General features: G+C 70.8%; 20 protein-coding genes and 1 pseudogene. 9 read left to right on the forward strand and 12 right to left on the reverse strand.

The window, feature by feature from the left end; translation table 11 throughout:
* Positions 1–44: 44 nt before the first annotated feature.
* Positions 45–857: a sulfite exporter TauE/SafE family protein gene (locus KN815_RS04695; RefSeq protein WP_216340459.1), complete on the reverse strand. Its 813-nt coding sequence runs from the start codon at positions 855–857 to the stop codon at positions 45–47.
* A 102-nt stretch (positions 858–959) separates the two neighbouring features.
* On the opposite strand from KN815_RS04695, the gene KN815_RS04700 reads away from it, so the two are divergent.
* Positions 960–1,751 carry an AraC family transcriptional regulator gene (locus KN815_RS04700; protein ID WP_216340460.1) on the forward strand — a complete coding sequence of 264 codons (792 nt, stop codon included), beginning with the start codon at positions 960–962 and terminating at the stop codon, positions 1,749–1,751.
* A 70-nt stretch (positions 1,752–1,821) separates the two neighbouring features.
* Here KN815_RS04700 and KN815_RS04705 read toward each other — a convergent pair.
* Positions 1,822–2,388 (reverse strand): annotated as a pseudogene (locus KN815_RS04705) (SDR family oxidoreductase); the annotation flags it as partial.
* Here KN815_RS04705 and KN815_RS04710 point away from each other — a divergent pair.
* Entirely contained in the window at positions 2,357–2,710 is a 354-nt protein-coding gene (locus KN815_RS04710) for a hypothetical protein (RefSeq protein ID WP_216340461.1), read from the forward strand. The pseudogene KN815_RS04705 and the gene KN815_RS04710 overlap by 32 nt on opposite strands.
* 58 nt (positions 2,711–2,768) lie before the next feature.
* Here KN815_RS04710 and KN815_RS04715 read toward each other — a convergent pair whose 3' ends face one another.
* Entirely contained in the window at positions 2,769–3,458 is a 690-nt protein-coding gene (locus KN815_RS04715; protein WP_253208760.1) for a GntR family transcriptional regulator, read from the reverse strand.
* Between the two features lie 130 nt (positions 3,459–3,588).
* On the opposite strand from KN815_RS04715, the gene KN815_RS04720 reads away from it, so the two are divergent.
* Positions 3,589–4,350, forward strand: a complete 762-nt coding sequence (locus KN815_RS04720; protein ID WP_216340462.1) for an SDR family NAD(P)-dependent oxidoreductase — start codon at positions 3,589–3,591, stop codon at positions 4,348–4,350.
* Between the two features lie 13 nt (positions 4,351–4,363).
* Here the strand turns inward: KN815_RS04720 and KN815_RS04725 are convergent, their stop codons facing one another.
* The gene (locus KN815_RS04725) at positions 4,364–4,819 is read right to left on the reverse strand and encodes an anthrone oxygenase family protein (protein WP_216340463.1); all 456 of its coding nucleotides are present in this window, start codon (positions 4,817–4,819) and stop codon (positions 4,364–4,366) included.
* Between the two features lie 104 nt (positions 4,820–4,923).
* Between KN815_RS04725 and KN815_RS04730 the strand changes: the two genes are divergently transcribed.
* Positions 4,924–5,499 (forward strand): TetR/AcrR family transcriptional regulator, encoded by a 576-nt coding sequence (locus KN815_RS04730; protein WP_216340464.1) that lies wholly within the window; start codon positions 4,924–4,926, stop codon positions 5,497–5,499.
* A 65-nt stretch (positions 5,500–5,564) separates the two neighbouring features.
* On the opposite strand, the gene KN815_RS04735 is transcribed toward KN815_RS04730, so the two are convergent.
* Positions 5,565–6,494, reverse strand: a complete 930-nt coding sequence (locus KN815_RS04735) for a LysR family transcriptional regulator (protein ID WP_216340465.1) — start codon at positions 6,492–6,494, stop codon at positions 5,565–5,567.
* A gap of 124 nt (positions 6,495–6,618) precedes the next feature.
* On the opposite strand from KN815_RS04735, the gene KN815_RS04740 reads away from it, so the two are divergent.
* Complete coding sequence (locus KN815_RS04740) at positions 6,619–7,869, forward strand: serine hydrolase domain-containing protein (RefSeq protein ID WP_216340466.1); 1,251 nt, start codon at positions 6,619–6,621, stop codon at positions 7,867–7,869.
* Positions 7,869–9,263 carry a purine-cytosine permease family protein gene (locus tag KN815_RS04745; protein WP_216340467.1) on the forward strand — a complete coding sequence of 465 codons (1,395 nt, stop codon included), beginning with the start codon at positions 7,869–7,871 and terminating at the stop codon, positions 9,261–9,263. Before KN815_RS04740 ends, KN815_RS04745 begins: the two co-directional genes overlap by 1 nt.
* Here the strand turns inward: KN815_RS04745 and KN815_RS04750 are convergent.
* Entirely contained in the window at positions 9,253–9,876 is a 624-nt protein-coding gene (locus tag KN815_RS04750; RefSeq protein ID WP_216340468.1) for a TetR/AcrR family transcriptional regulator, read from the reverse strand. The two genes, KN815_RS04745 and KN815_RS04750, sit on opposite strands and share 11 nt — an antisense overlap.
* A gap of 196 nt (positions 9,877–10,072) precedes the next feature.
* Here KN815_RS04750 and wrbA point away from each other — a divergent pair, with 196 nt between their 5' ends.
* From wrbA to KN815_RS04765, 3 genes are all read left to right on the forward strand, one after another.
* On the forward strand, positions 10,073–10,684 hold the full coding sequence (gene wrbA / locus KN815_RS04755; protein ID WP_216340469.1) for an NAD(P)H:quinone oxidoreductase: 612 nt from the start codon (positions 10,073–10,075) through the stop codon (positions 10,682–10,684).
* 114 nt (positions 10,685–10,798) lie between these two features.
* Complete coding sequence (locus tag KN815_RS04760; RefSeq protein ID WP_216340470.1) at positions 10,799–11,092, forward strand: muconolactone Delta-isomerase family protein; 294 nt, start codon at positions 10,799–10,801, stop codon at positions 11,090–11,092.
* A 187-nt stretch (positions 11,093–11,279) separates the two neighbouring features.
* Positions 11,280–12,731 carry an amidase gene (locus KN815_RS04765; RefSeq protein ID WP_216340471.1) on the forward strand — a complete coding sequence of 484 codons (1,452 nt, stop codon included), beginning with the start codon at positions 11,280–11,282 and terminating at the stop codon, positions 12,729–12,731.
* 138 nt (positions 12,732–12,869) lie between these two features.
* On the opposite strand, the gene KN815_RS04770 is transcribed toward KN815_RS04765, so the two are convergent.
* The 6 genes from KN815_RS04770 to KN815_RS04795 form a co-directional block, all read right to left on the reverse strand.
* The gene (locus tag KN815_RS04770) at positions 12,870–13,880 is read right to left on the reverse strand and encodes a MerR family transcriptional regulator (RefSeq protein ID WP_216340472.1); all 1,011 of its coding nucleotides are present in this window, start codon (positions 13,878–13,880) and stop codon (positions 12,870–12,872) included.
* Positions 13,874–14,638 (reverse strand): HEAT repeat domain-containing protein, encoded by a 765-nt coding sequence (locus tag KN815_RS04775; RefSeq protein ID WP_253208767.1) that lies wholly within the window; start codon positions 14,636–14,638, stop codon positions 13,874–13,876. The genes KN815_RS04770 and KN815_RS04775 overlap by 7 nt, the downstream gene beginning before the upstream one ends.
* A gap of 102 nt (positions 14,639–14,740) precedes the next feature.
* Positions 14,741–17,719 carry a CARDB domain-containing protein gene (locus KN815_RS04780; protein ID WP_216340474.1) on the reverse strand — a complete coding sequence of 993 codons (2,979 nt, stop codon included), beginning with the start codon at positions 17,717–17,719 and terminating at the stop codon, positions 14,741–14,743.
* 340 nt (positions 17,720–18,059) lie between these two features.
* Positions 18,060–18,518, reverse strand: coding sequence for a pyridoxamine 5'-phosphate oxidase family protein (locus tag KN815_RS04785; RefSeq protein ID WP_216340475.1), 459 nt, complete (start codon positions 18,516–18,518; stop codon positions 18,060–18,062).
* Positions 18,519–18,567: 49 nt separating this feature from the next.
* Positions 18,568–19,479 (reverse strand): helix-turn-helix domain-containing protein, encoded by a 912-nt coding sequence (locus tag KN815_RS04790; protein WP_216340476.1) that lies wholly within the window; start codon positions 19,477–19,479, stop codon positions 18,568–18,570.
* A gap of 19 nt (positions 19,480–19,498) precedes the next feature.
* Positions 19,499–20,329 carry an alpha/beta fold hydrolase gene (locus tag KN815_RS04795; protein WP_253208761.1) on the reverse strand — a complete coding sequence of 277 codons (831 nt, stop codon included), beginning with the start codon at positions 20,327–20,329 and terminating at the stop codon, positions 19,499–19,501.
* Positions 20,330–20,359 lie beyond the last annotated feature (30 nt).

Genomic DNA, 20,359 nt, shown 5'->3' on the forward strand with positions numbered 1-20,359 from the left:
TCGCACCGACGAGGTCTGTCCGGAAGACCGGCGCGTCTAACGCGTCAGACTCCCATCGACACCATCACGACCAGCACGATCAGGAGCAGGACGATGTAGGCGACGGAGTGGACCCGGTCCGGGACCCGGCCGGTGACGCGCCGCGCCACGGCGATGGTGGGCAGTGATCCGAGGAGCAGGGCCGCGCCCGCGGTGAGATCGACGTAGCCGAGCTGTCCCGGGCCTGCGGAGGTGGCGGGGGCGAGGGCGTAGACGAGGGTTCCGGCCAGGGCGACGGGGACGCTGAGGGGGTTGGCCATGGCGGTCGCCTCGGCCATGGGGAGACCTCTGCGGCGCAGAAGCGGAACCGTCATGACGCTGCCGCCCACCCCCAGGCCCGCGGCCACCAGACCGATACCGATGCCGCCGAGGGTGGTGGTGCGCCGCCCCAGGGGTTCCGGGCGCGTCTGATGCGCCACGGAGAGGAAGCCCTTCCGCAGCAGGCTGTCGGCGATGGTCACCAGCAGGTAGGCGGCGAACAGCAGGCGCAGCGCCGTGCCGCCGATCAAGGTGGCCGCGAAGGATCCGACGACGGCGCCGACCGCGATGAACGCCGCCAGCGGCCAGACATACGCGCGGCGCAGTCGGCCCTGCCGCCACTGGGCCAGCGCCGCCGCGGCGGCATTGACGACCATGACCGCCGCCGAGGTCGCCACGGCGATGTGCATGGCGTCCGCGTCCCTGCCCGGCGACGCCGTCACGGTCAGAACGCCGTAGACGACGGGGACCGTGATGAAACCGCCGCCGAAGCCGAAGAGCACCGTCGTGATGCCGGTCAGGCATCCGAGGAGGAGGAGAGTGGAGAACGAGGTCAGCACTGGTCCGACGCTAGAGACCACCAGGTGTGGCGGGCAATCGACGGATTGCCATATTCCTACGCGCAGCAGACAGGGGCGCGCGGTCCCGCGTAGCCTCGCGATATGCGCAACATCCGGGTCGCGGAGGTGGACGACCTCGATCGTGCCGTGCTGGCCATCGGCACCGACTACCCCCAGGGCCATCTGCTCGTCTGGCATGAGCACCGCCGCGCCCAGGTGCTGTACGCGGCCACCGGTGTGATGCGGGTCGAGACGGCGGACGGAAGCTGGACGATACCCACCGCCCGCGCCGTGCTGATCCCGCCCGCGACCGGGCATCAGGTCACGATGACGGGCGTCAGCACCCGCAGTCTCTACATCGAGCCCGCGGCCGTGCCGTGGTTTCCCGCCCGCTGTCAGGCCGTCGACGTCTCCATGCTGCTGCGGGCGCTGATCCTGGAGGCCGTGGAGATGGAGCCGCGCTACCCGGAGCACAGCCGCGACGCGGCGGTGGCGGCCCTCATCCTCCACGAGCTCAAGAACCTCACCCCGCTGCCGCTCGATGTGCCGCTGCCCTCCGATCCGCGGCTGCGCGGCCTGTGCGAGGCGTTCCTGCGGAAGCCGGATATCCATGATCCGCCCGCCCGTTGGTGCGCTGACCTCAGCATCAGCGAACGCACCCTGGCCCGCCTGTTCCAGCGCGGCACCGGCCTGAGCTTCTCGCAATGGCGGCAACGCGCCTGCGTCCTGCACTCCCTTCAGCACCTCACCGCGGGCATGCCCGTCACCCGCATCGCGGCCCAGCTCGGCTACGACAACCCCGCCGCCTTCACGGCCGCGTTCAAGAAGCTCCTCGGCCAACCGCCGACGGCGTACCGCAGCCCCGACGCCACGGGCAGCCCCGACCGGGGCTGACGCCGTCGGCGTGGCCGTGTCGTAGCAGCATGTCTGGAGTGCGCGGGGAGCCGCCATGGCGCCGGTCGGGCTACACCTGGGCGAGGATGCCTCCGTCGACACGGAACTGCGATCCGGTGAGCCAGCGCGCCCGCTCCGACGCCAGGAACGCGACCAACTCGGCGGCGTCCTCAGGGGTTCCGGGGCGGTTCATCGGCACGTTCAACCGCGCCGCGAGGCCGCGCTGCGCCTCCTCCAGGGAAACCCCCTGGCTGTCGGCGATCTTCTGATGGTGCGCGACCGCCCCCGGGGTGGCGATGAAGCCCGGCAGGACGCACACCACCCGCACCCCGGCCGGGCCGACCTCGGCCGCGAGCGAGCGGCTGTAGCTGTTCAGCGCGGCCTTGGCCGCCGCGTAGGCGGCCTGGCCCGGCTGCGGCAGATGGCTCGCGATGGACGAGACATGCACCACGACCCCCGAGCCGCGCTCCACCATGTCCGGGACCAGTTCCTGGTCCAGCCGGACCGCGGACAGCAGATTGCTCTCGAGGTCCGACTGCCAGGTTGCCGGCGGCCGGGTCAGCGTGTCCTCCGGGGCGCTGCCGGCGCCGGCGTTGTCGACGAGGATGTCCACCCCGCCGGCGGCCTCGCGCACCCGCTCGACCCGCATCCGAGCCGTCGAGGAGTTCGACGCCCTGGTCCGCGGCGAGCACGGTGCCTCGCTGGTGTGTGCCCAGGTCAACGAGCACGCCCTGCGGGGCCTGACCGCCGCGCGCACACTTCAGCAGCGGCTGGGCGACCTGATCCGCGCACTGGCCACCGGCGAAGGCCCCGAGGGCATGATGCGCGGACGGCTGGCCCTGTCCGGTGTGGTCATGGCCGCGGCACGCGGCCGCGAACTGGGCGGCCGACAAGCGGAACGCCACGCGGCGGCGCTCACGGTGGCCCGCTCACTGATCGCACCCGAGACCGCGTCCTAGAAGGAGAAGGAGAAGGAGTCTCCCCCGCCCCCGCCCGGCGGATCGCGATCCGGGCCGGTCAGGGGTGCGGTCCGGTGAGGAGACCGCGGCGGGCGGAGTCGACGTGTTCTTCGGCGCGCCGGGCCAGGGTCTCGCGGTCACCGGAGCGCAGGAGCGTCGCCAGTTCGTGGTGCTCGGCCACCACCCGGGCCCGGTAGTGCTCGTAGCCGAGGGCGATGCGGCGGAGCTGGAAGAGATAGATCTGTGAGCGTACAGCGTGCCATGCCGCGTCGAGTCTGCGGTTGTCCGCGGCCGCGTAGATCAGGTCGTGGAAGGCGATGTCGAGCGCGAGCAGCCGCGCGCCGGACGCCTCGCCGCCGATCTCTTCCGCCATCGCCTGGACCAGGGTGTCCAGTTCGGTCAACTGATCGGCGGTCGCGTTGCCCTGCGCGCTCGTCGCCGCGAGGCGGTCGAGCGCGGCGCGTACGGCGTAGACCTCCTCGACGTCCCGCTCGGTGACGTCGATGACGGTGGTGCCCCGGTGCCAGGCGCTCCGGACCAGCCCTTCGCGTTCGAGGAACGCGAGTCCTTCGCGTACCGATCCGCGGCTGACCCCCAATGAGGCGGCGAGTTCGACCTCGCGCAGCGGCGATCCGGGCGGGAAGTGGCCGGCGAAGATCGCCTCGCGGATGAGGTCGGCGGCCTGTTGTGCCAGTCCGCGGCGGCTGGCCTTGGGGAGCGGTGCGCTGGGCATGTCGAATGTTGACATTCGCTGATGCGGTGCTGCAAGGTCTGAAGCCATCCGAGCCGAGGAGCCGTCCCATGTCCGTGCGTCCTGCCGTGCATCTGGCCATACCCGTCCGCAAGGCGTTCCGAGACGAGTCGAAGGGGCTCGCGCGATGAGGCGGGTGCTGGTCACAGGGGCGTCGCGAGGCATCGGCCGGGCCGTGGCCCAGGCGTTCGCCGAGCGCGGCGACCGGGTGGGGGTGCACTACGCGACGGGCCGCGCGGATGCCGAGGACACCTTGCGAGGCTTGCCCGGCTCCGGCCATTGTCTGCTCGGCGGCGATCTCGGTGATCCACAGGCGGCGCAGGACATCGTGGAGGGGGCCGTGCGGGCGCTGGACGGGGTCGATGTACTGGTCAACAACGCGGCCATCGCGCCGTCCGCCGAGAACCGGCACTCCGTGGCCGATGTGTCCTACGCGGACTGGCAGCGGATCTGGCACCGCATGACCGACGTCAATCTGCTCGGCGCGTCGAACATGACCTACTGCGTCGCCCGGCATCTCATCGACCGCGGCGCGACCGGAAGCATCGTCAACATCGGTTCCCGCGGCGCCTTCCGGGGCGAGCCCGACTTCCCCGCGTACGGCGCGAGCAAGGCCGCGCTGCACGCTTTCGGGCAGTCGATGGCCGTGACGCTGGCGCCGCACGCGATCTCGGTGGCGTCCGTGGCCCCCGGCTTCGTCGCGACCGAACGGCAGGCCCCCAAGATGGCCGGTCCCACCGGGGACGAGCTACGGGGCGAGAGCCCGTTCGGGCGGGTCGGGACGCCCGAGGAGGTCGCCGCCGCCGTGCTGTACCTGGCCTCTCCGGAGGCCGCGTGGTCCTCCGGAGCCGTGCTCGACCTCAATGGCGCGTCCTACCTCCGGACCTGACACAGCACCTTGGTCATACGCCCCGGACGAGGGCGACGGCGAACAGCGTGAAGGCGAGCACGATGACGCCCACGCGCACATGGTGAAACCGGTCCCACCGTCCCACCTGCCGCCTCCAGTCAGCGGGCACGCCCTCGCGCGACCAGGTCGCGACGCGGGAGTTGATCGGCACGAGCAGGGTGATCGACATCACCACGCTCAGCACGAGCAGGAGCGTGCCCGCGGTGACGACCGAAGCGCCCGCGTCACCCCAGGTCACCGCGGCCCACACCGCGCCGAGGACGACCGAGCCGAGGTACCAGAACGGCATGACCCTGCCCAGGACGCGCGCTCCGTCGCTGCGGGCGTCGAGTCCGCCGTCGTTCGGGAGCCGGTCGAGGATCGGGTTGACGAACACCGCCACCGCGAACTCCACGCCCACCATCACTCCGACCACGACGAGCGTGACGACTGACAGTACGTCCTGCATGTCCCCTCCAGAGATTTCCCGGCGCTGATTCCTAGCACCGCTAGAATCCGATGCGACGATAGACCTGTCGACGCACGATTGTCTAGCGATGCTAGGATCGGATCATGTCAGTACACGAACGCAAGGCACGCGAGCGGGCCAACCGCCACCAGTTGATCGTCTCAACGGCCCGCGAACTCGCCGAGACCCACGGCTGGGACGCGGTCACCACGCGCCGGCTCGCCGAGCGGATCGAGTACAGCCAGCCCGTGCTCTACAGCCACTTCCGGAGCAGGAACGAGATCGTGGGAGCGGTCGCGCTGGAGGGATTCGCCGAGCTGAAGACCGCGTTGCGCGCCGCGGTGCCGGACGGGCCCGCCGACCGGGAGGCGGTGACCGCCCTGGCCCACGCCTACACCGACTTCGCCGAGCGCAACCACGCCCTGTACGACGCGATGTTCAGCCTCGACAACGGCCTGCCCTTCGCCGACGAGGCCACGCCCGCCCCGCTGCGCGAGGCGTACCAGGCCCTGCTGGACCCGCTCCAGGACCACGCGGGCTCCGATGCACCGGGGTTGCTGGTCGAGACGTTCTGGGCCGCGCTGCACGGACTGGTCACCCTCACCCGCGCCGGACGCATGCCCGCCGACCAGGTCCCCCAGCGGCTCGCCCTCCTGATCGACCGCTTCATCCCCCGCTGAGGCCCCGCGGGCCACCTGCCCCCCCTGCCCCGCGGGCCACCTGCCCCCCACGAAAGCACAACTGATCAGCTCGGCCCGCCCGGCGACCCCGGCCCGGTTCGCCATGCGGTGTCGTGAACGTATGTCGCGGCGAACTCGGCGAGGCGGTCGACGACGGCGGCCAGCGCGCCCGCCGCGTAGTGGTGCGGCGACCAGCAGGCGTGCAGTGACAGCCGCAGCGTCGTCCGTGCGCCGGTGTCGATCAGCAGCGGGTGGCCGCCGAACCGGGGCAGGTCGGTGATGACACCGACGCCGAAACCGCTCGCCGCGAGCGCCTCGCACATCAGGGCGTTGCCGCTTTCGGCCACCCGCTCATAGGTCAGACCCGCCTGGGACACCGCCCGGTCCAGGGTCACGCGCGCCGGGTGCTCCCGGGTCAGCAGCAGCAGGTTCTCGGTGACCAGCTCGGTGATCGTGATCGCGTGTCGGCCCTCGGTCGCCCAGCGGTGGCCGGGGGCGACATAGGCCCGCAGCGGAACGTCGGTCAGTGGGCGCCAGGTCAGCGTCGGATCGTCGGCCGGCCCCGCGGCGAGGCCGAGATCGGCGGATTCGCGCACGGTGCCGTGGATCTGGTCCGCGGGCACCTCGCGTACCGAGATGAACGGATCGTCGGGGGCCAGCGTCGCGACGAACGGTGCGAGCACCTCGGTGATGGTGGTCTGGGCGGCGGCCACGGCCACGTGGGACAGCTCGCCGCGGGCCATCTGCCGCGCCGCCGATTCGATCCGGTCGGCTCGGCGGACGAGATCCTCGGCGACCCCGACGAACTGCCGGCCCGCGCTGGTCAGCCGGAGTCGCGGCCCGATCCGGTCGAACAGGACGAGTCCCAGTTCGGTCTCCAGGTAGCGCAACTGCCGGGAGATCGCCGGCTGGGCGATGTGCAGCCGTTCCGCCGCCGCGGTGACGGTGCCGGCACGGACCACTTCGAGGAAGTAGCGGATGCGTTTGAGTTCCACCCCTTTCATTATGCCGAACCGGCATGGGATCGGCGAAGCAATCGGTATTGGACAGCATGATTGCGAGTTCGCGACGCTGAGTTCTTCCGCACTGAACGCCCCCTCCGGACCAGGAGCCACAGCCATGAGCGAGCCTGTGAGCGAGCAGACCGACACCGCGCCTTCGCGCAGGCGCCCGACCAGCCCCGGCGGGAAGGGGGCCACGTCGGCCCACACCTCTCCGGAAATCCCGGCCACGGTGGAGAACTGGCTGGAGCCGCCGGTCAACCGGTGGTCGTTCAACCATGTCGAGCGGCTCTTGGACACCGCGGTGATCCCGCGCGGCCAGGCCGCCTGCCGCGGGTTCACCCCGGCCGGGACCCAACTGGGCGAGGTGCCGATAGCGGCCCCCGACGGTTCCTCGACGGTGGACGAGTTCCTGGCGCGCACGGCCACCGACGCGATCGTCGTGCTCCGGGGCGATCAGTTGCTGTTCGAGCGCTACTACGGCGAGGCGGCGCCGGACCGTCGGCATGCGCTGATGTCGATCTCCAAGTCGATCGCCGGCATGGCCGCGGGCTGCCTGGTGGCCGAGGGGGCGCTGGAGGTGTCGGCTCCGGTGCGGTCGTACGTTCCGGAACTCGCGTCGTCGGCGTACGGGACGGCGACCGTGCGCGACGTACTGGACATGACCGCGGCGCTGCACTACAGCCAGGACTACGACGACCCGCGATCACAGGTGCAGGTCGGGGACCGCGCGGCCGGCTGGCGGCCCCGCCACGACGGCGACCCCAACGGTGTGCGGGCCTTCCTGGCCGGTCTGGCCCCCGACGGCCCGCACGGGCTCCGGTTCCAGTACTGCTCGGCCACCACCGACGTACTCGCCTGGGTGCTGGAGCGCGCCGCGGGCAGGCCCTATCCGGAGCTGCTCGGCGAACGGATCTGGTCGCGGATCGGCGCCGAACACGACGCCGTGATCACCCTGGACCCGGTGGGCGCCCCGTACGCCTGCGCCGGAATCCACGCCACCGCCCGCGATCTCGCCCGGTTCGGCCGGTGCGTGCTCGACGGTGGCACGGTGGCGGGCCGCCAGGTCATTCCCGAGGAGTGGGTCCGCGCCACCCGCCGGGGCGGCCGGACGGCGGTGCTGCCCGACCGCGATCTCGGATCGATCTATCCGCACGGGACATACCGCAACCAGTGGTGGGCGCCCGGCGACTCGGTGGGCACCTTCTTCGGGATCGGCATCTTCGGCCAGTACCTCTGGCTCGACCCGGTCCGCAACGTCGTCATCGTGAAGTTCTCCAGCCTCCCGCACCCCCGGGACGGCCGCGCCGAGCATGCCGCGGCGCTGGCCGCGATCGCCGAGGCCGTCGACGGCGCACGGGAGATGTGATGGAACAGCCCCCGTCGTTCGCACTGGAGCGGCGCACGATCGAACACATCCCGGCCTCGGAACGCCACGGCAGGCCATGGCACCAACTGGCCCTGTGGTTCTCCAACAACGTCCAGATCAACACCCTGATCATCGGTGCGGTGCCGGTCGGGATGGGACTCGGCCTGACCTGGTCGATCATCAGCATCCTGGTGGGAAACCTGGTCGGTGCGCTGTTCATGGCCTACCACTCCGCACAGGGGCCCCAACTCGGTCTGCCGCAGATGGTGCAGAGCCGCGCCCAGTTCGGTTTCTACGGCGCGCTGCTGCCCTCGGTCATGGTCGTGCTGATGTACCTCGGCTTCGCCGTCGAGGGCGGCCTCGTCGCCGGGCAGGCGATCGCCACCTGGGCTCATCTGCCCAAGCCCCTGGGCATCGTGGTGTTCAATGTGGTGCTGCTGCTGATCCCCCTGGTGGGATACCGGCTGATCCACGCGGCGAGCCGGGTGGTCGCGGTGATCTCGGGGGTGGCGTTCCTCGCGCTGTTCGTACGGCTTCTCCCCCAGTTGCCCAGCCATCCGCCCGGCCCGACCACGCATTCCCTCGGTGTGGTCGTGTCCGCGATCTCGGTGTGCGTCGCCTGGCAGGTCACCTGGGCGCCCTACGTGTCCGACTACTCCCGCTATCTGCCGGAGAACACTCCGACCCGGGTCACCTTCTCCTACACCTACCTCGGTTCGGCCGTGGGCGGCGCGCTCACGATGGTCATCGGGGCGATGGCGGCGACGGTGAACAGCGACGCGGTGAACTCCGACGCGATCGGGTTCCTGGCCGACCGCTTCCCCTCGTTCGCCGGGCTCGTGGTCGCTGCGCTGCTCCTCGGGCTGGTCCCGGCGGGTGCCGAGGGTCCCTACGGTGCGTTCCTGACCGCGCTCAGCGCGCTCTCCGCGGAGGGCAGGGTGCGCTCGACCGCGACCGCCCGGGCGCTCTTCGTCCTCTGCTTCGCCGCCCTCGCCAGCGCGCTTGCCATCCTGTCCAGCGGCAGTCTGCTGGACACGTTCCAGAACATCACCCTGTTCGTGCTCTACCTGCTGGTGCCGTGGACCGCGATCAACCTCACCGACTACTACTTCGTCCGCCACGGCCACTACGACATTCCCGAACTGCTGACGAAGAACGGACGGTACGGCACCTTCACCTGGTGGGCGGTGCTCGTCTACCTGGTGTCGATCGCCGCCGAACTGCCGTTCATCAACAGCAGCGCCTATGTCGGCCCGCTGGTGCGGTCCCTCGGCGGCGCCGACCTGTCCTGGCTCGTCGGGCTCATCGTGGGCGCGGTGGGGTACTACGCCGGCACCAAGCTCTTCGCCGACCGACGGCCCCGGCCGGTCGCTCCCGGACTGGTCAGGAGCTGATGGCCGCCATGTCCGTCGGGCGCGCGGAGAGCAGCGCCAGGCAGTTGTCCCACAGGGCTTCGAGGTGCCGGGTGTTGTTGTAGAGCTTGGCGAACAGCACCTGGCCCTCGAGCTGGGCGACGACCGACCGGGCGGCGTCTCCGGTGTCGCCGACGGTGACCTCCCCGCGCTCCTGGGCTTCGGCGATGACCGTATCGACCATCTCCACCTGGGCGTCGAAGATCTGCTGAAGGCGGGCGCGGATGGGCTCGGTCTGATTGCTCAGTTCCAGGGTGAGGTTGCCGAACATGCACCCGGAGACCGTTCCACAGCTCTGCTGGCCCGCGCACAGCCCGGCCTGGGTCTGCTCGAACAGCCGGCGCAGCCGGGAGAGCGGCTCCGCGTCGCCGTCCTGGAGGGCCCGGGCCCAGTCGTCGCGCTGCGTCTGCCAGTGCTCGTCGAGGACGGCCAGGGCAAGAGCTTCCTTCGACTCGAAGAAGTAGTAGAAGCTCCCCTTGGGAACACCGGCCGCCTTGCAGATCTCGGCGACGCCCAGCGCCGAGTAGCCCCGCAGTTCGATGAGCGAGTGCGCGGCGTCGAGGATCTTCTCCCTCGCATCACTGGTGCGTCCCATGGCGGTAAGTGTACGACCGATCGTCTATACCGAGAATCCACGGCCCCCGGGCGTCCCGCCGGACGCCCGGGGGTCGGCTGTCCCCTGTGGGTCCATGCCGGTGGTTTGCAACTAGACGACCGGTCCACTAATCTCTAGCCAGTCGGTCGACTATCGGCCGTATGCACCGTATATCCCCCTGAAGTGGAGAGTCACTGTGACCACCCCCGTCAAGCTCGCCGTCGTGTACTACTCGTCCACCGGCACCATCGCCGAGATCGCCAAGGAGCTCCGCGACGCGGGCGTCAAGGCCGGCGCGGAGGTACGCCTGCTCAAGGTCGCCGAGCTCGCTCCCCAGGCGGCCATCGACTCCAACCCCGCCTGGGCCGCCCACCACGCCGCCACCGCCCAGATCCCCGAGGCCACCCCCGACGACATCGAGTGGGCCGACGCCGTCCTCTTCGGCACCCCCACCCGCTTCGGCAACGTCTCCGCGCAGCTCAAGCAGTTCATCGACACGCTCGGCGGCCTCTGGGCCCAGGGCAAGCTGGCCGACAAGGTCTACAGCGGCTTCGTCTCCAGCGCCACCGCCCACGCCGGTCAGGAGTCCACCCTCCTCGCCCTCTACAACTCCATCCACCACTTCGGCGGCATCACCGTCAGCCCCGGCTTCACCGACCCGGCCAAGTTCAACGACGGCAACCCCTACGGCACCTCCCACGTCGACGCCCAGGGCGCCAACCCCGTCGACGACACCACGCGCACGGCCGCCCGTATCCAGGCCGAGCGCGCGGTCCGGATGGCCACCGCGCTCAAGGCCGCTGCCTGATCAGTCCGCTGGACGCAGACCCGTCGCCCGGCGCGGTACGCACCCGACGGTGCCCTCGCGGACGGTTCCGACCGACCGCCCCGAGACCCCCTACCCCACGGAGAGGAAAAGACCATGAAGGAGTTCCTGGTCGAGCTCACCACCACCGTGCCCGAGGGCACCGATCCCGCCGAGGTCGGCCGACGCCGCGCGGACGAGTCCGCCCGGGCCAAGGAGCTCGCCGCCGCGGGCCACTTGGTCCGGCTGTGGCGCCCGGTGGGTGAGCTCCGCAGTATCGGTGTGTGGCGCGCCGACAGCGAGGCGGATCTGCGCGCGAAGGTGCTGGGGACGCTGCCCCTGTGGTCCTGGATGACCGCGGTGGTCACCGCCGTACAGCCACATCCCAACGACCCCGGCCCGACCGGCTGAATCGCCTGGTCCAGCTCCGCTGCCGGGTTCCCGGGAATCTCCGCCGACGGAACCGAGCCACCCGCTGTTACCACGATGACAACGGGTGGGCCGCGGTCCACGACGGCCGCTCGTGTTGTCAGCCGCCCATCCCGTTGCGCTGAGAAGCGTTTTATGGCCTGTTCAAGAGGCCGTTACGGTCGGATTTATGGAATGGAATTTTCAGCGGGCCGAAAGACTCGCGGCCGCATTGCGTGCCGGTGAAGTGACCTCGGCGGAACTGACAGACCAGGCGATCGCCCGTATCGAGCGGGACGACAAGGCGATCAACGCGATCTGTGTGCCGGACTTCGACCGGGCGCGGGCCGCCGCGCGCGGTGCCGACCAGGCGCGCGCCCGTGGTGAGGACCGGCCGCTGCTCGGCATTCCGGTGACGGTCAAGGAGTCCTACAACGTCGCCGGGCTGCCCACGACTTGGGGCATGCCGCCGCACCGCGACTTCATGCCGGCCGAGGACGCGGTGCAGGTGTCGCGGCTCAAGGCCGCGGGCGCGGTGGTGCTCGGTAAGACCAATGTGCCCGTGGGTCTGCAAGATGTGCAGAGCTTCAACGAGATTTACGGCACCACCAATAACCCGTGGGATCACGGTCGTACGCCGGGTGGATCCTCCGGCGGATCGGCGGCGGCTCTGGCGGCCGGATTCGGCGCGCTGTCCATCGGCTCCGACATCGCCGGTTCATTGCGCACCCCCGCGCATTTCTGCGGCGTCTACGCACATAAGCCGACACTCGGGCTGGCGGCGAGCCGCGGTATGGTCCCGCCGCCCGCGCCCGCCTTGCCGGCCGACCATGACCTCGCCGTCGTCGGTCCGATGGCGCGCACCGCCCGCGACCTCACACTGCTGCTCGACGTCATGGCCGGACCGGACCCGCTGACGCTCGGTGTGGCACACGAGGTGGCCCTGCCGCCCGCGCGCCATGAGCGGCTCCGCGACTTCCGGGTCCTGATCCTCGACGAGCATCCGCTCATTCCGACCGGGGCCGCCGTACGGGCGGGTGTGAACCGGGTGGCCGACGCGCTTGCCGACGCCGGTGCCCGCGTCGAACGGCACAGTCCGCTGCTGCCCGAGCTGACCGAAGCCTCGATGCTCTACACGCAGTTGCTGTTCTCCAGCCTGGTCGCACGTTTCCCCGTCGAAGCGTACGAGCGGCTACGGACCGACGCCGCCGCACTGAGCGCGGACGACCAGAGCCTCCATGCGGCGCGGCTGCGCGCCACGGTGTTCAGCCACCGCGACTGGGTCGAGGCGAACAGCCGTCGCGAACTCCACCGTCACGGCTGGCGGCAGCTCTTCGCCGAGTTCGACGCCGTGGTGTGTCCCATCACGCCCACTCCCGCGTTCCCGCACGACCACGACCCCGATTCGATGCAACGCCGGCTCGATATCGACGGCGTCGAGTACCCGTACCTCGACCAGCTTGTCTGGGCCGGTGTGGCCACCATGCCCGGTCTGCCCGCCACCGCCATACCGGCGGGCCGGTCCCCCGAGGGTCTGCCGGTGGGAGTGCAGCTCATCGGTCCGATGTTCGAGGACCGCACCCCGCTGCGGCTGGCCGAACTGCTGGAGCAGAAGATCGGCGGCTTCCAGGCACCGGAGTAGGGCGTCCTGCCGGGTGTCCACTGCGCGTCCGGAAGGTTGTTGGCGCCCTGGTAGTGGATCACGTCTCCCCCGGGCTCGAACAGGGCGTCACCGGCCTTGAGCACCCGAGGCGCCTCCCCCTCCAGCTCGAAGAGGATCTCACCCCCGCTCTTCGAGAAGTCCGACGAAGGAGGAGGCGACGAGGGCGACAGCGCGGTCGTCGTCGTGGGTCAGTTGGCGCAGGACCTCCCCCACGGCGGTCCCCGACAGCTCGACCAGCGCCTGGGCCAGGCGGATCCGGGTCGCGGAGTCCGCGGTGGGGGCGGCGAGTTCGTCGGCCAGTGCGGTCGTGATGCGGTCCGCGCACCCGGGGTCCTGGGACAGGGTGCCGAGAACCTCTGCCGCGTCGACGTCGTTGGAGCCCTCGACCACCATGCCGACCAGGGTCGGCACGGCCGCGGTCACGCCACGCCTGCCCAACGCCAGGGCGGCCTGTCTGCGCACCATCGGGTCCGGGTCCCCGAGCGCGTCCGCGAGCACCGCGGTCGCACCCGGGGCCTCGGAGATCGCGGCGATCGCCAGCACCGCGCGCCGCCGGATGCCGACGTCCTCCGAGTGCACCCCGGCGGCCAGCGTCGCCATGCCATCGCCGCCCGACCGGGCGAGCGCCCAGCGCAGGGCACCCGCGACGTTGGGGTCGGATTCGGCCAGGACCGCCCCGGCCAGCAGTTCGGCGGGAACCGGCACCTCCCCCGGCCGCGCCAGGACGGCCTGCTGCCTGCGCGCGGCGCTGGTCGAGTTGAGCCCCTGCATGAGCTCGACGATGCGCAGGACGTCCTGCCAGCCGGTGGGCGCCGACGCATCGATCGCGCGCAGCCGCTCAAGCAGCTCCGCTTCCCGCGCCAAGCGGTCTTCCGTCCATTGGATGAGGTCGCTGACCAGGGCGGACGGGGTGAAGGCCGGGTCGTCCAGCGCGCGCCCGATCTGCTTGAGCGAGAGCCCGAGGGACCGCAGGCTCTCCACATGGAAGATCCTGCGGACGTCCTCGGCGGAGTACTCGCGGTAGCCGCCGAGGGTGCGACCGGTCGGGCGCACCAGCCCGAGGGCGTCGTAGTGCCGGAGCATCCGGGCACTCACCCCCGAGTGACGGGCCACGTCGCCGATCAGCAATCCGTGACCTCTTCCGCGGCCTTCGCGGACCCCGCGGGCCCCGCAGCCTTCGCGGCGTCAGCAGCCTCCGCGGTCTCGGCGGCCCGCTCCGGGCCGAGTGTGACCACTCGCTTCGCCTCGTCGATGGCCGCGTCAAAACCGGTCTCCGGGTTCTGCCGGAGCAGCTCGGTGGCGCGGGCGTGCGTGGCCACCGCCGGGTCGGGGTCCGCCGCGGCCCGCTCCAGGGCGGGCTCGGTCACCTCGCCGAGGTCGACCAGGGCCCGGCTCAGGCTCAGCCGCATATCGCGGTCGCCGCGGCCGAGCTGCGCGACCAGTTCGTCGGCCAGGTCCTCCTTCTCGTCCTCGGGTACGAGGACGACCGCGACGCGCCACGCGGTCCGCGCGACTTCGTCGTCGGCGTCGCGCAGCATGTCGCGGGTGATCCAGGCCCAGGCGCACTTGTCGCCGATCTTGGAGAGCGTGTGCAGCGCCTGGCTGCGGGCCTGAGTGCGCTCGGCGTCGAGCTCCCGGCGGATCCGGGGCAGGGTGATCTCCGGCGAGAGGCGGGTCAGCGCCCAGGACAGCATGTCCCGTACGAAGAAGTCCGGCTCGACCGCGCACCGCTCGACGAGCGGCTCCAGGAAACCGGGGTCGGGGTTCGAGCCGACCGTCAGGGCCGCCTGAAGCCGGACCGACGAGTCGTCGGCGCTCAGGGCGTTGGCCACGCGGGTGTTCTGCGGGGTTCCGATTGACGTGTTGATCGGGGCCACCTCCTGCACCCAGGACACACGTTATCACCGTGTCAAGGTCAAGCCCGTGACCGGCGGACCGGAAGATTCGCCGGTCACGGGCTCGAGCCGGTGTGTCCTGTGGAGCGGCGCTCAGTCGCGCGATACGGATGCGGCGGACCGGTTCGCGGCGCCGTTGATCACGAACTGCGAGCCGGGCTCCTTCGCCACATCGCCCTCGGCCGAGTTGGTGATCGTCACGTTCGTCAGGGTGGCGCTGCCGCGCGCCCCGCTCATCGCGAGGATCCCGGATCCGTTGTTGGATTTGTCGATGGTGACGTTCTCGATCCGGACGCCGGGCATCGTGCCGCCGCCCGTCTTGAACTGGATGCCGTCGTAGGTGGAGTCATGGATGTCGGTGTCGCGGATCGTGACGCCCGGGATGTCCTGCCCCTGGGCGAACAGAGTGATCGCGCCGAACTCCTGTGCCTCGCCCCAGAACGCGCCGCCCGTGCGGTACAGGCCGTTGTTGGCGATGAGCGTCTGGCCCGAGAAGGGCAGCGGGTCGTGGTCGGTGGCCAGCATGATTCCCGGGTAGTTCATGGTGTCGGAGATCAGGTTGTTCTCGACCGTGTTGCCGTAGCCGCCGTAGACCGCGATGCCGTTGGCCCGCCAGGGCAGTTGGATGGTGTTGTTGCGGAAGTGGTTGTCGTGGCCGATGTCCGTCGAGGTGTCCTTCACGTATTTGTTGGCCCAGACGGCGAGTGAGTCGTCGCCGGTGTTGCGGAAGGAGGAGTTGTATACGGTCGAATTGCGGGTGCCGTTGGTGAAGTTGACGCCGTCGGCGTAGGTGTTGCGGATCCGTACGCCGCTGAACTCCAGGCCGTCACCGGGCCCCCACAGCTCGGGGATGTTGGAGTAGTCGCGGCCGACCCAGGCGCCGACGTTGGCGTGCTCGAGCCATACGTTGGTGATCTTGGTGTTCTTGCCGAAGCGGCCATTGAGGCCGACACCGCCCTCGGCGCCGCCGTCGCCGCCACGGATGGTGCCGGAGCCGAAGATGGCGATGTCGGAGATCTTGGTGTTGTCGTCGATGTCGAAGCCGAAGTTGCCCTCATGGGGATGGTTGATGCCGCCCGCTTCCTGGGGCGGGATGAGCGAGTAGAGCTGGGAGTGCCACATCCCGGCACCGCGGATGGTGACGTCCCGGATGCCCATCTGGTTGTACTGGCCGTGATCCTGCGGGTCGTCGGTCAGGATCTTCTTCTCCTGGCGCCACTGGCCCGCGGGGATCCACACACAGGGGATCCGGCCCTCCTGGTCCGCCGTGACGGCGCGCTGGATGGCGTCCGCGTCGTCGATGCCGTCGCCCGGCACGGCCCCGTAGTCGGTGATCGAGACGCAGTCGGCGGGCTTGGTGGCCGGTGCCGCCACCTGCTCCAGATCGACCAGGTCGATGATGTAGAAGGCCGCGTCGTCACCGGTGTCGCGCTGGAGCCGGAACTTGGTACCCACCGGGTAGGAGTCGGTGAGCAGGGCGTGGGACTCGTCGAACAGCCGCCGGGCGTCGCCGCCGGGCCGATTGGTCAGGCCCTCCGGGTCGTCGGTCGCGCCGTAGAGCCAACTGTGCTTGGAGGACAGGGTGAGTTTGCGGACGAACTTCCCGTCCGCGTAGAGGCTGATGGTCGCCTCCTTGCCGCCACCGGCCGCCGCGTCCGGGATGGAGTTGCGGACGACGATCGAGTTGGCCGGTGTGGTGGAGGTGAACTCCACGTACTGGCCGGTGGTGTCGAGCCGGACCGATGAGCGGCCGGAGGACTCGGTGGCGAAGTTGGTGTGCCCGAAGGTGCGCTTGGCGTCCGCCTTCAGCAGCGTTCCGTCGTAGTGGCCGTCCTCCGCCTCGTACTCGGTGTACGGCACGGCGGCGCCGCGCCCGACCACGAGGGAGCGGGCGAAGGTGTTGTTGTCCTCGTTGGTCTCGGCGACGGTGCCGGTGGCGTCGGCCGTCGCGGTGAGCGTCGCTCCCCCGTTGGCGGCGGTCCAGTCGCCGCTGATGGCCACGGTGGCGGTGCCACCGGCCGGGACGGTGCCCGCCGTGCCGTTCAGCGTGGTCTCGCCGACGGTGAGCCGGGTGACCGACCCGGCGGGCACCGCGCTGGTGCCCCTGTTGTGCACCGCTACGGTGAAGGTGACCTTGGCGCCGACGGCCGGGCTGGCGGGGTTGGTGGTGATGCCGGTGACCTCCAGGTCCGGCCCGGGGGCCTGGCCGACGACCAGCTTCGTGGCGGCGTTGCGGCTGTTGTTGGTGTTGTCGAGTTCGGGGACCGTGTCGGTGGGGTCGACGACGGCGGAGACGGTGTAGCTGCCCATGGGCCGCTTGCCGACCTTGACCGGCACCTTCAGCGAGGCGCCCGGCGCGAGCGCGTCGACGGCGCCACTGCCGGCGTCCGCGCCCTCGATGCTGACGTTCACCGTGGTCGCGGGCGCGGCGGCCGTCCCGGCGTTGCGGACCGTGGCCTCGACGGTGACCGCGTCCGTCTCGGAGGGCGACTGGGGCGACCAGGAGAGATCGGTGACGGTCAGATCGGGCGCGGGCGCGGCCGTGCCGACGACCTCGAACTCGGCGACCTGTCCCCCGCCGGCGCCGGTGTTTCCGGAGAACTGGAGCCGTACGTCCGCGTATCGGCCCGTGACCGGGATGGTCACCGTGTTCTTGTTCTGCGACGGGCTGAAGGTGTAGTCGGCCCGGTCCTTCAGCGAGGTGAAACCGGACCCGCCGACCGGTCGCCCCAGCACCTGAATGCTCTGCGACCGGGTGCTCCAGACGGGATCGGGGTTCAGCTTGACGACGACGCCGGTCAGATCGGCGTCGGCGCCGAGCTTCGCGGTCAGCGTCGAGGACTGGCCGCCCGCCTCCCAGTAGGTGGCGGTGCTGCCGTCGTTGGCGTTGGCCGCGAGGTAGTTCTGGGTGGTCGACGACGCCTCGATCGGCTTGCGCAGGGCCAGGTTCGCTCCCGCTGCGGCATGGGCTGCCTCTGCGGCATGGGCTGCCACGGGCAGCAGCCCGACCGTGAGCAGACCCGCCGTCACAAGCCCGGCGGTCAACCGCCGACCGTGCTGTCTTCTACTCATGAGGACCTCTCGATCCCTTCCCCTGAGCGCCCGCGACCGGCCCCGCCACCCGCCGCCCACCGACGCGCAGGGTTTCTCGGGGCAGGGAGCACGCAGGCATGAGGGAGCGGTGCGCCTGGTGGACGATGACGGTGTTCAGCGGGCCCGGACGATGTCGCGGTGAGGAGGCCGAGCCAGCCGCAGTGCAAGAGTTGAGTAATTTCATCTATCTTTTGCAGTGCCTTGACGACAGATTTCTACTGTCCATCGACTTTGTCAACGGCCTGGTACGGGGCGGTACTTGACCACTGGGCGCAGTCGGCCGCCATCGCGGTGAGCGCTGCCTCCCCGGAGGCGGCGGCTACTCCTGCCACGTCCCGTCGCGCATGATGGCTCTCCCGCGTAGTTCCGGCTCGCCGCGCCAGGCGAGCACCGTCTTCGGCACCACGCGGACGTAGAGAAAGGGGCCCTCCTCCGCGCGAGGGTCCCACCCGAACTTGGCGGTGAACGCCTCGGCCGCGTCGCCGGGGACCTCCCGATCCGGGAAGCACTCCGCCTCGCCTTGGAGCAGCACCACATCAAAGGTGTCCGGCAGTGCCAGGCGCACGCGCGGCTCCTCGCGGAGGTTCCGCGCCGTGACCGAAGTGGCGCTGGTGCACATCCAAACGGCCTGCCCATCCCACAGGAACCACAGTGGCACCTGGTGCGGTCCGCGCTCAGGATGCCCCGTCGACACCCATACGTCCCGCTCGGTGACGAGCCGGTCCAGTGTGTCGCGCCTTCGCTCCGCCGCCTGGCGACGAACGTATCCCCTCTGCATGGGAGTCGACGCTAGCCAGCGGGCTCACAGCGCGCATGCGGCGCGGGACCTACGACCAGCGACCGGTGGGTGGGCCGAGACTCGGCAAGGTCGACACCGATGTCGGATTCCTGCCGGAGCATGGCCTCCGGGTCGGCGCGGAAGCCGGCCACGCCACGTCGTCGATCGCGAGCCATGGCGCGGCGGCCACGGCCGTGGGGGTGAGCCCGGTGAACGCCTTGACCTCGCGGTGGAGATGGGACTGGTCGGCGTAGCCGCTCTCGATGGCGACGCGGGCGGCGGCGTGACCCGCCGCGAGAAGGTGGGCCGCGTGGTCGAACCGCACCAGTCGGGCGGCGCGTTTGGGTGTGATGCCGAGCTGGGACCGGAAGCGGGCCGACAGGCGCTTGCGGCTCCAGCCCACCTCCTCCGCCAGGCGCTCGACCCGCACCCGCCCCCGGCCGGTGAGCGTACGCCGCCAGGCGTGGGCCACCTCCGGGTCGACCGGTGGGCGCGTGCCCAGCCATCGACCGAGGATGTCCGCCGCGATGGCGAATCGCTCGTCCCACGACGCGGCGGCACGCAGCCTGTCCTCGGCCCGCGCGGCGTCGGGGCCCCAGACATCGTCGAGGGATGCCACCGTCCCGCTGAGTTCGGCCGACGGGCCGAGCACCGCGGCCGCCGCGACCGGCTCCAGCCGGATCTGGAGGCACTCGCCCACCCGGCCGCCCGCCCGCAGCTCGCCCGGGTGGAGCCCGACGGCGACACTGCCGCGCCCGTGCCTGCCGTGTGCGCCGTAGACGAGGCCCTCGCCCTCGCTCAGGTCGAGCAGCAGGGTGACGGAGGGGTGCGCCACCATGGCGATGTCCACCGCCGCGGGGACACGTTGGCGGAACCCGGCCATGCTGACCCCCGGCAGCCGGCCGGACGGGCGCGGGACCGCGACGTCCACCGCGGCCCAGTCGAATGTCCCCGCCGACATCACACGACCAGTCTAGGTCTCAGGGCGTCATGGGCGGGGTGTCAACGCCCGTCGCCGCGAAGCCCAGCAGCAGGGTGCCGGTCGCCTCCGGCTCCTCCAACATGGGCACATGCCCGACGCCGGGCAGCAGCTCGACGCGCGCGTCCGGGACCGCCACGTACTGGTGCGCCGACGAGGGCTCCCAGCGGGGATCGGCGGCGCCGAAGACCACCAGTACGGGGACGTCGAGGGCGGCGAGACGCTCGGGCACGCTCCGTTCGGTGATGTACGCGGCGTTCCGGCGCAGCACGGTCCTGAGCGCGGGATAGGTGATCCTCCGTATGTCGGCGACCACGTCGTCCGGCACCTCCACCGGGCGGGCACACGTCGCGCTGATCCCCCTGCGGATCGTCGCGTCCGAACGCCTCGGCCACAGCAGCGGGCCGAGGGGCGGGGCCAACAGCACCCGAAGGAGGAGCGGCTGCGGCAGGAGGGCGTCCAGACTCGGGCCACTGCTGATCAGCGCGAGCGATCTCACCAGGTCGGGGCGGTGTTCGGCAAGCGCGGTGGCGACATAGCCGCCACTGGAGTGCCCGGCCACGGCCACGGAACGAAGGCCCAGGCCATCGAGCAGCGCCGCCACCTGACCCGCCTGCGCGGGCACGTCATAGGACGCCGCGGGCGGGGACTGGCCGCAGCCCGGCAGGTCGACCCGAATGACGTGATGGCGGCGAGCGAGCGCCGGAACCACCGGGCCCCAGAAGCCGCCCGAGGCCCCCGATCCGTGGATGAGCAACAGGGGCGGTGCCTGCCGAGGACCGTCGTGGACCACATGCATCCCGTGCGAGAGCTCAACGCTGTCTTCACTCATGCGGGGATGGTGCGGGGGCCGCCGGCCTCC

This window comes from Streptomyces niphimycinicus (assembly GCF_018883605.1).
In the GTDB taxonomy this organism is placed as follows: Bacteria; Actinomycetota; Actinomycetes; order Streptomycetales; family Streptomycetaceae; genus Streptomyces; species Streptomyces niphimycinicus.

Bases quoted from the DNA above. Each gene is read 5' to 3' on its own strand.
- KN815_RS04700 (WP_216340460.1), top strand. From the start codon at position 960: ATGCGCAACATCCGGGTCGCGGAGGTGGACGACCTCGATCGTGCCGTG.
- KN815_RS04710 (WP_216340461.1), top strand. From the start codon at position 2,357: ATGTCCACCCCGCCGGCGGCCTCGCGCACCCGCTCGACCCGCATCCGA.
- KN815_RS04715 (WP_253208760.1), bottom strand. From the start codon at position 3,458: ATGTCAACATTCGACATGCCCAGCGCACCGCTCCCCAAGGCCAGCCGC.
- KN815_RS04720 (WP_216340462.1), top strand. From the start codon at position 3,589: ATGAGGCGGGTGCTGGTCACAGGGGCGTCGCGAGGCATCGGCCGGGCC.
- KN815_RS04725 (WP_216340463.1), bottom strand. From the start codon at position 4,819: ATGCAGGACGTACTGTCAGTCGTCACGCTCGTCGTGGTCGGAGTGATG.
- KN815_RS04730 (WP_216340464.1), top strand. From the start codon at position 4,924: ATGTCAGTACACGAACGCAAGGCACGCGAGCGGGCCAACCGCCACCAG.
- KN815_RS04740 (WP_216340466.1), top strand. From the start codon at position 6,619: ATGAGCGAGCCTGTGAGCGAGCAGACCGACACCGCGCCTTCGCGCAGG.
- KN815_RS04745 (WP_216340467.1), top strand. From the start codon at position 7,869: ATGGAACAGCCCCCGTCGTTCGCACTGGAGCGGCGCACGATCGAACAC.
- KN815_RS04750 (WP_216340468.1), bottom strand. From the start codon at position 9,876: ATGGGACGCACCAGTGATGCGAGGGAGAAGATCCTCGACGCCGCGCAC.
- KN815_RS04760 (WP_216340470.1), top strand. From the start codon at position 10,799: ATGAAGGAGTTCCTGGTCGAGCTCACCACCACCGTGCCCGAGGGCACC.
- KN815_RS04765 (WP_216340471.1), top strand. From the start codon at position 11,280: ATGGAATGGAATTTTCAGCGGGCCGAAAGACTCGCGGCCGCATTGCGT.
- KN815_RS04780 (WP_216340474.1), bottom strand. From the start codon at position 17,719: ATGAGTAGAAGACAGCACGGTCGGCGGTTGACCGCCGGGCTTGTGACG.
- KN815_RS04785 (WP_216340475.1), bottom strand. From the start codon at position 18,518: ATGCAGAGGGGATACGTTCGTCGCCAGGCGGCGGAGCGAAGGCGCGAC.
- KN815_RS04790 (WP_216340476.1), bottom strand. From the start codon at position 19,479: ATGTCGGCGGGGACATTCGACTGGGCCGCGGTGGACGTCGCGGTCCCG.
- KN815_RS04795 (WP_253208761.1), bottom strand. From the start codon at position 20,329: ATGAGTGAAGACAGCGTTGAGCTCTCGCACGGGATGCATGTGGTCCAC.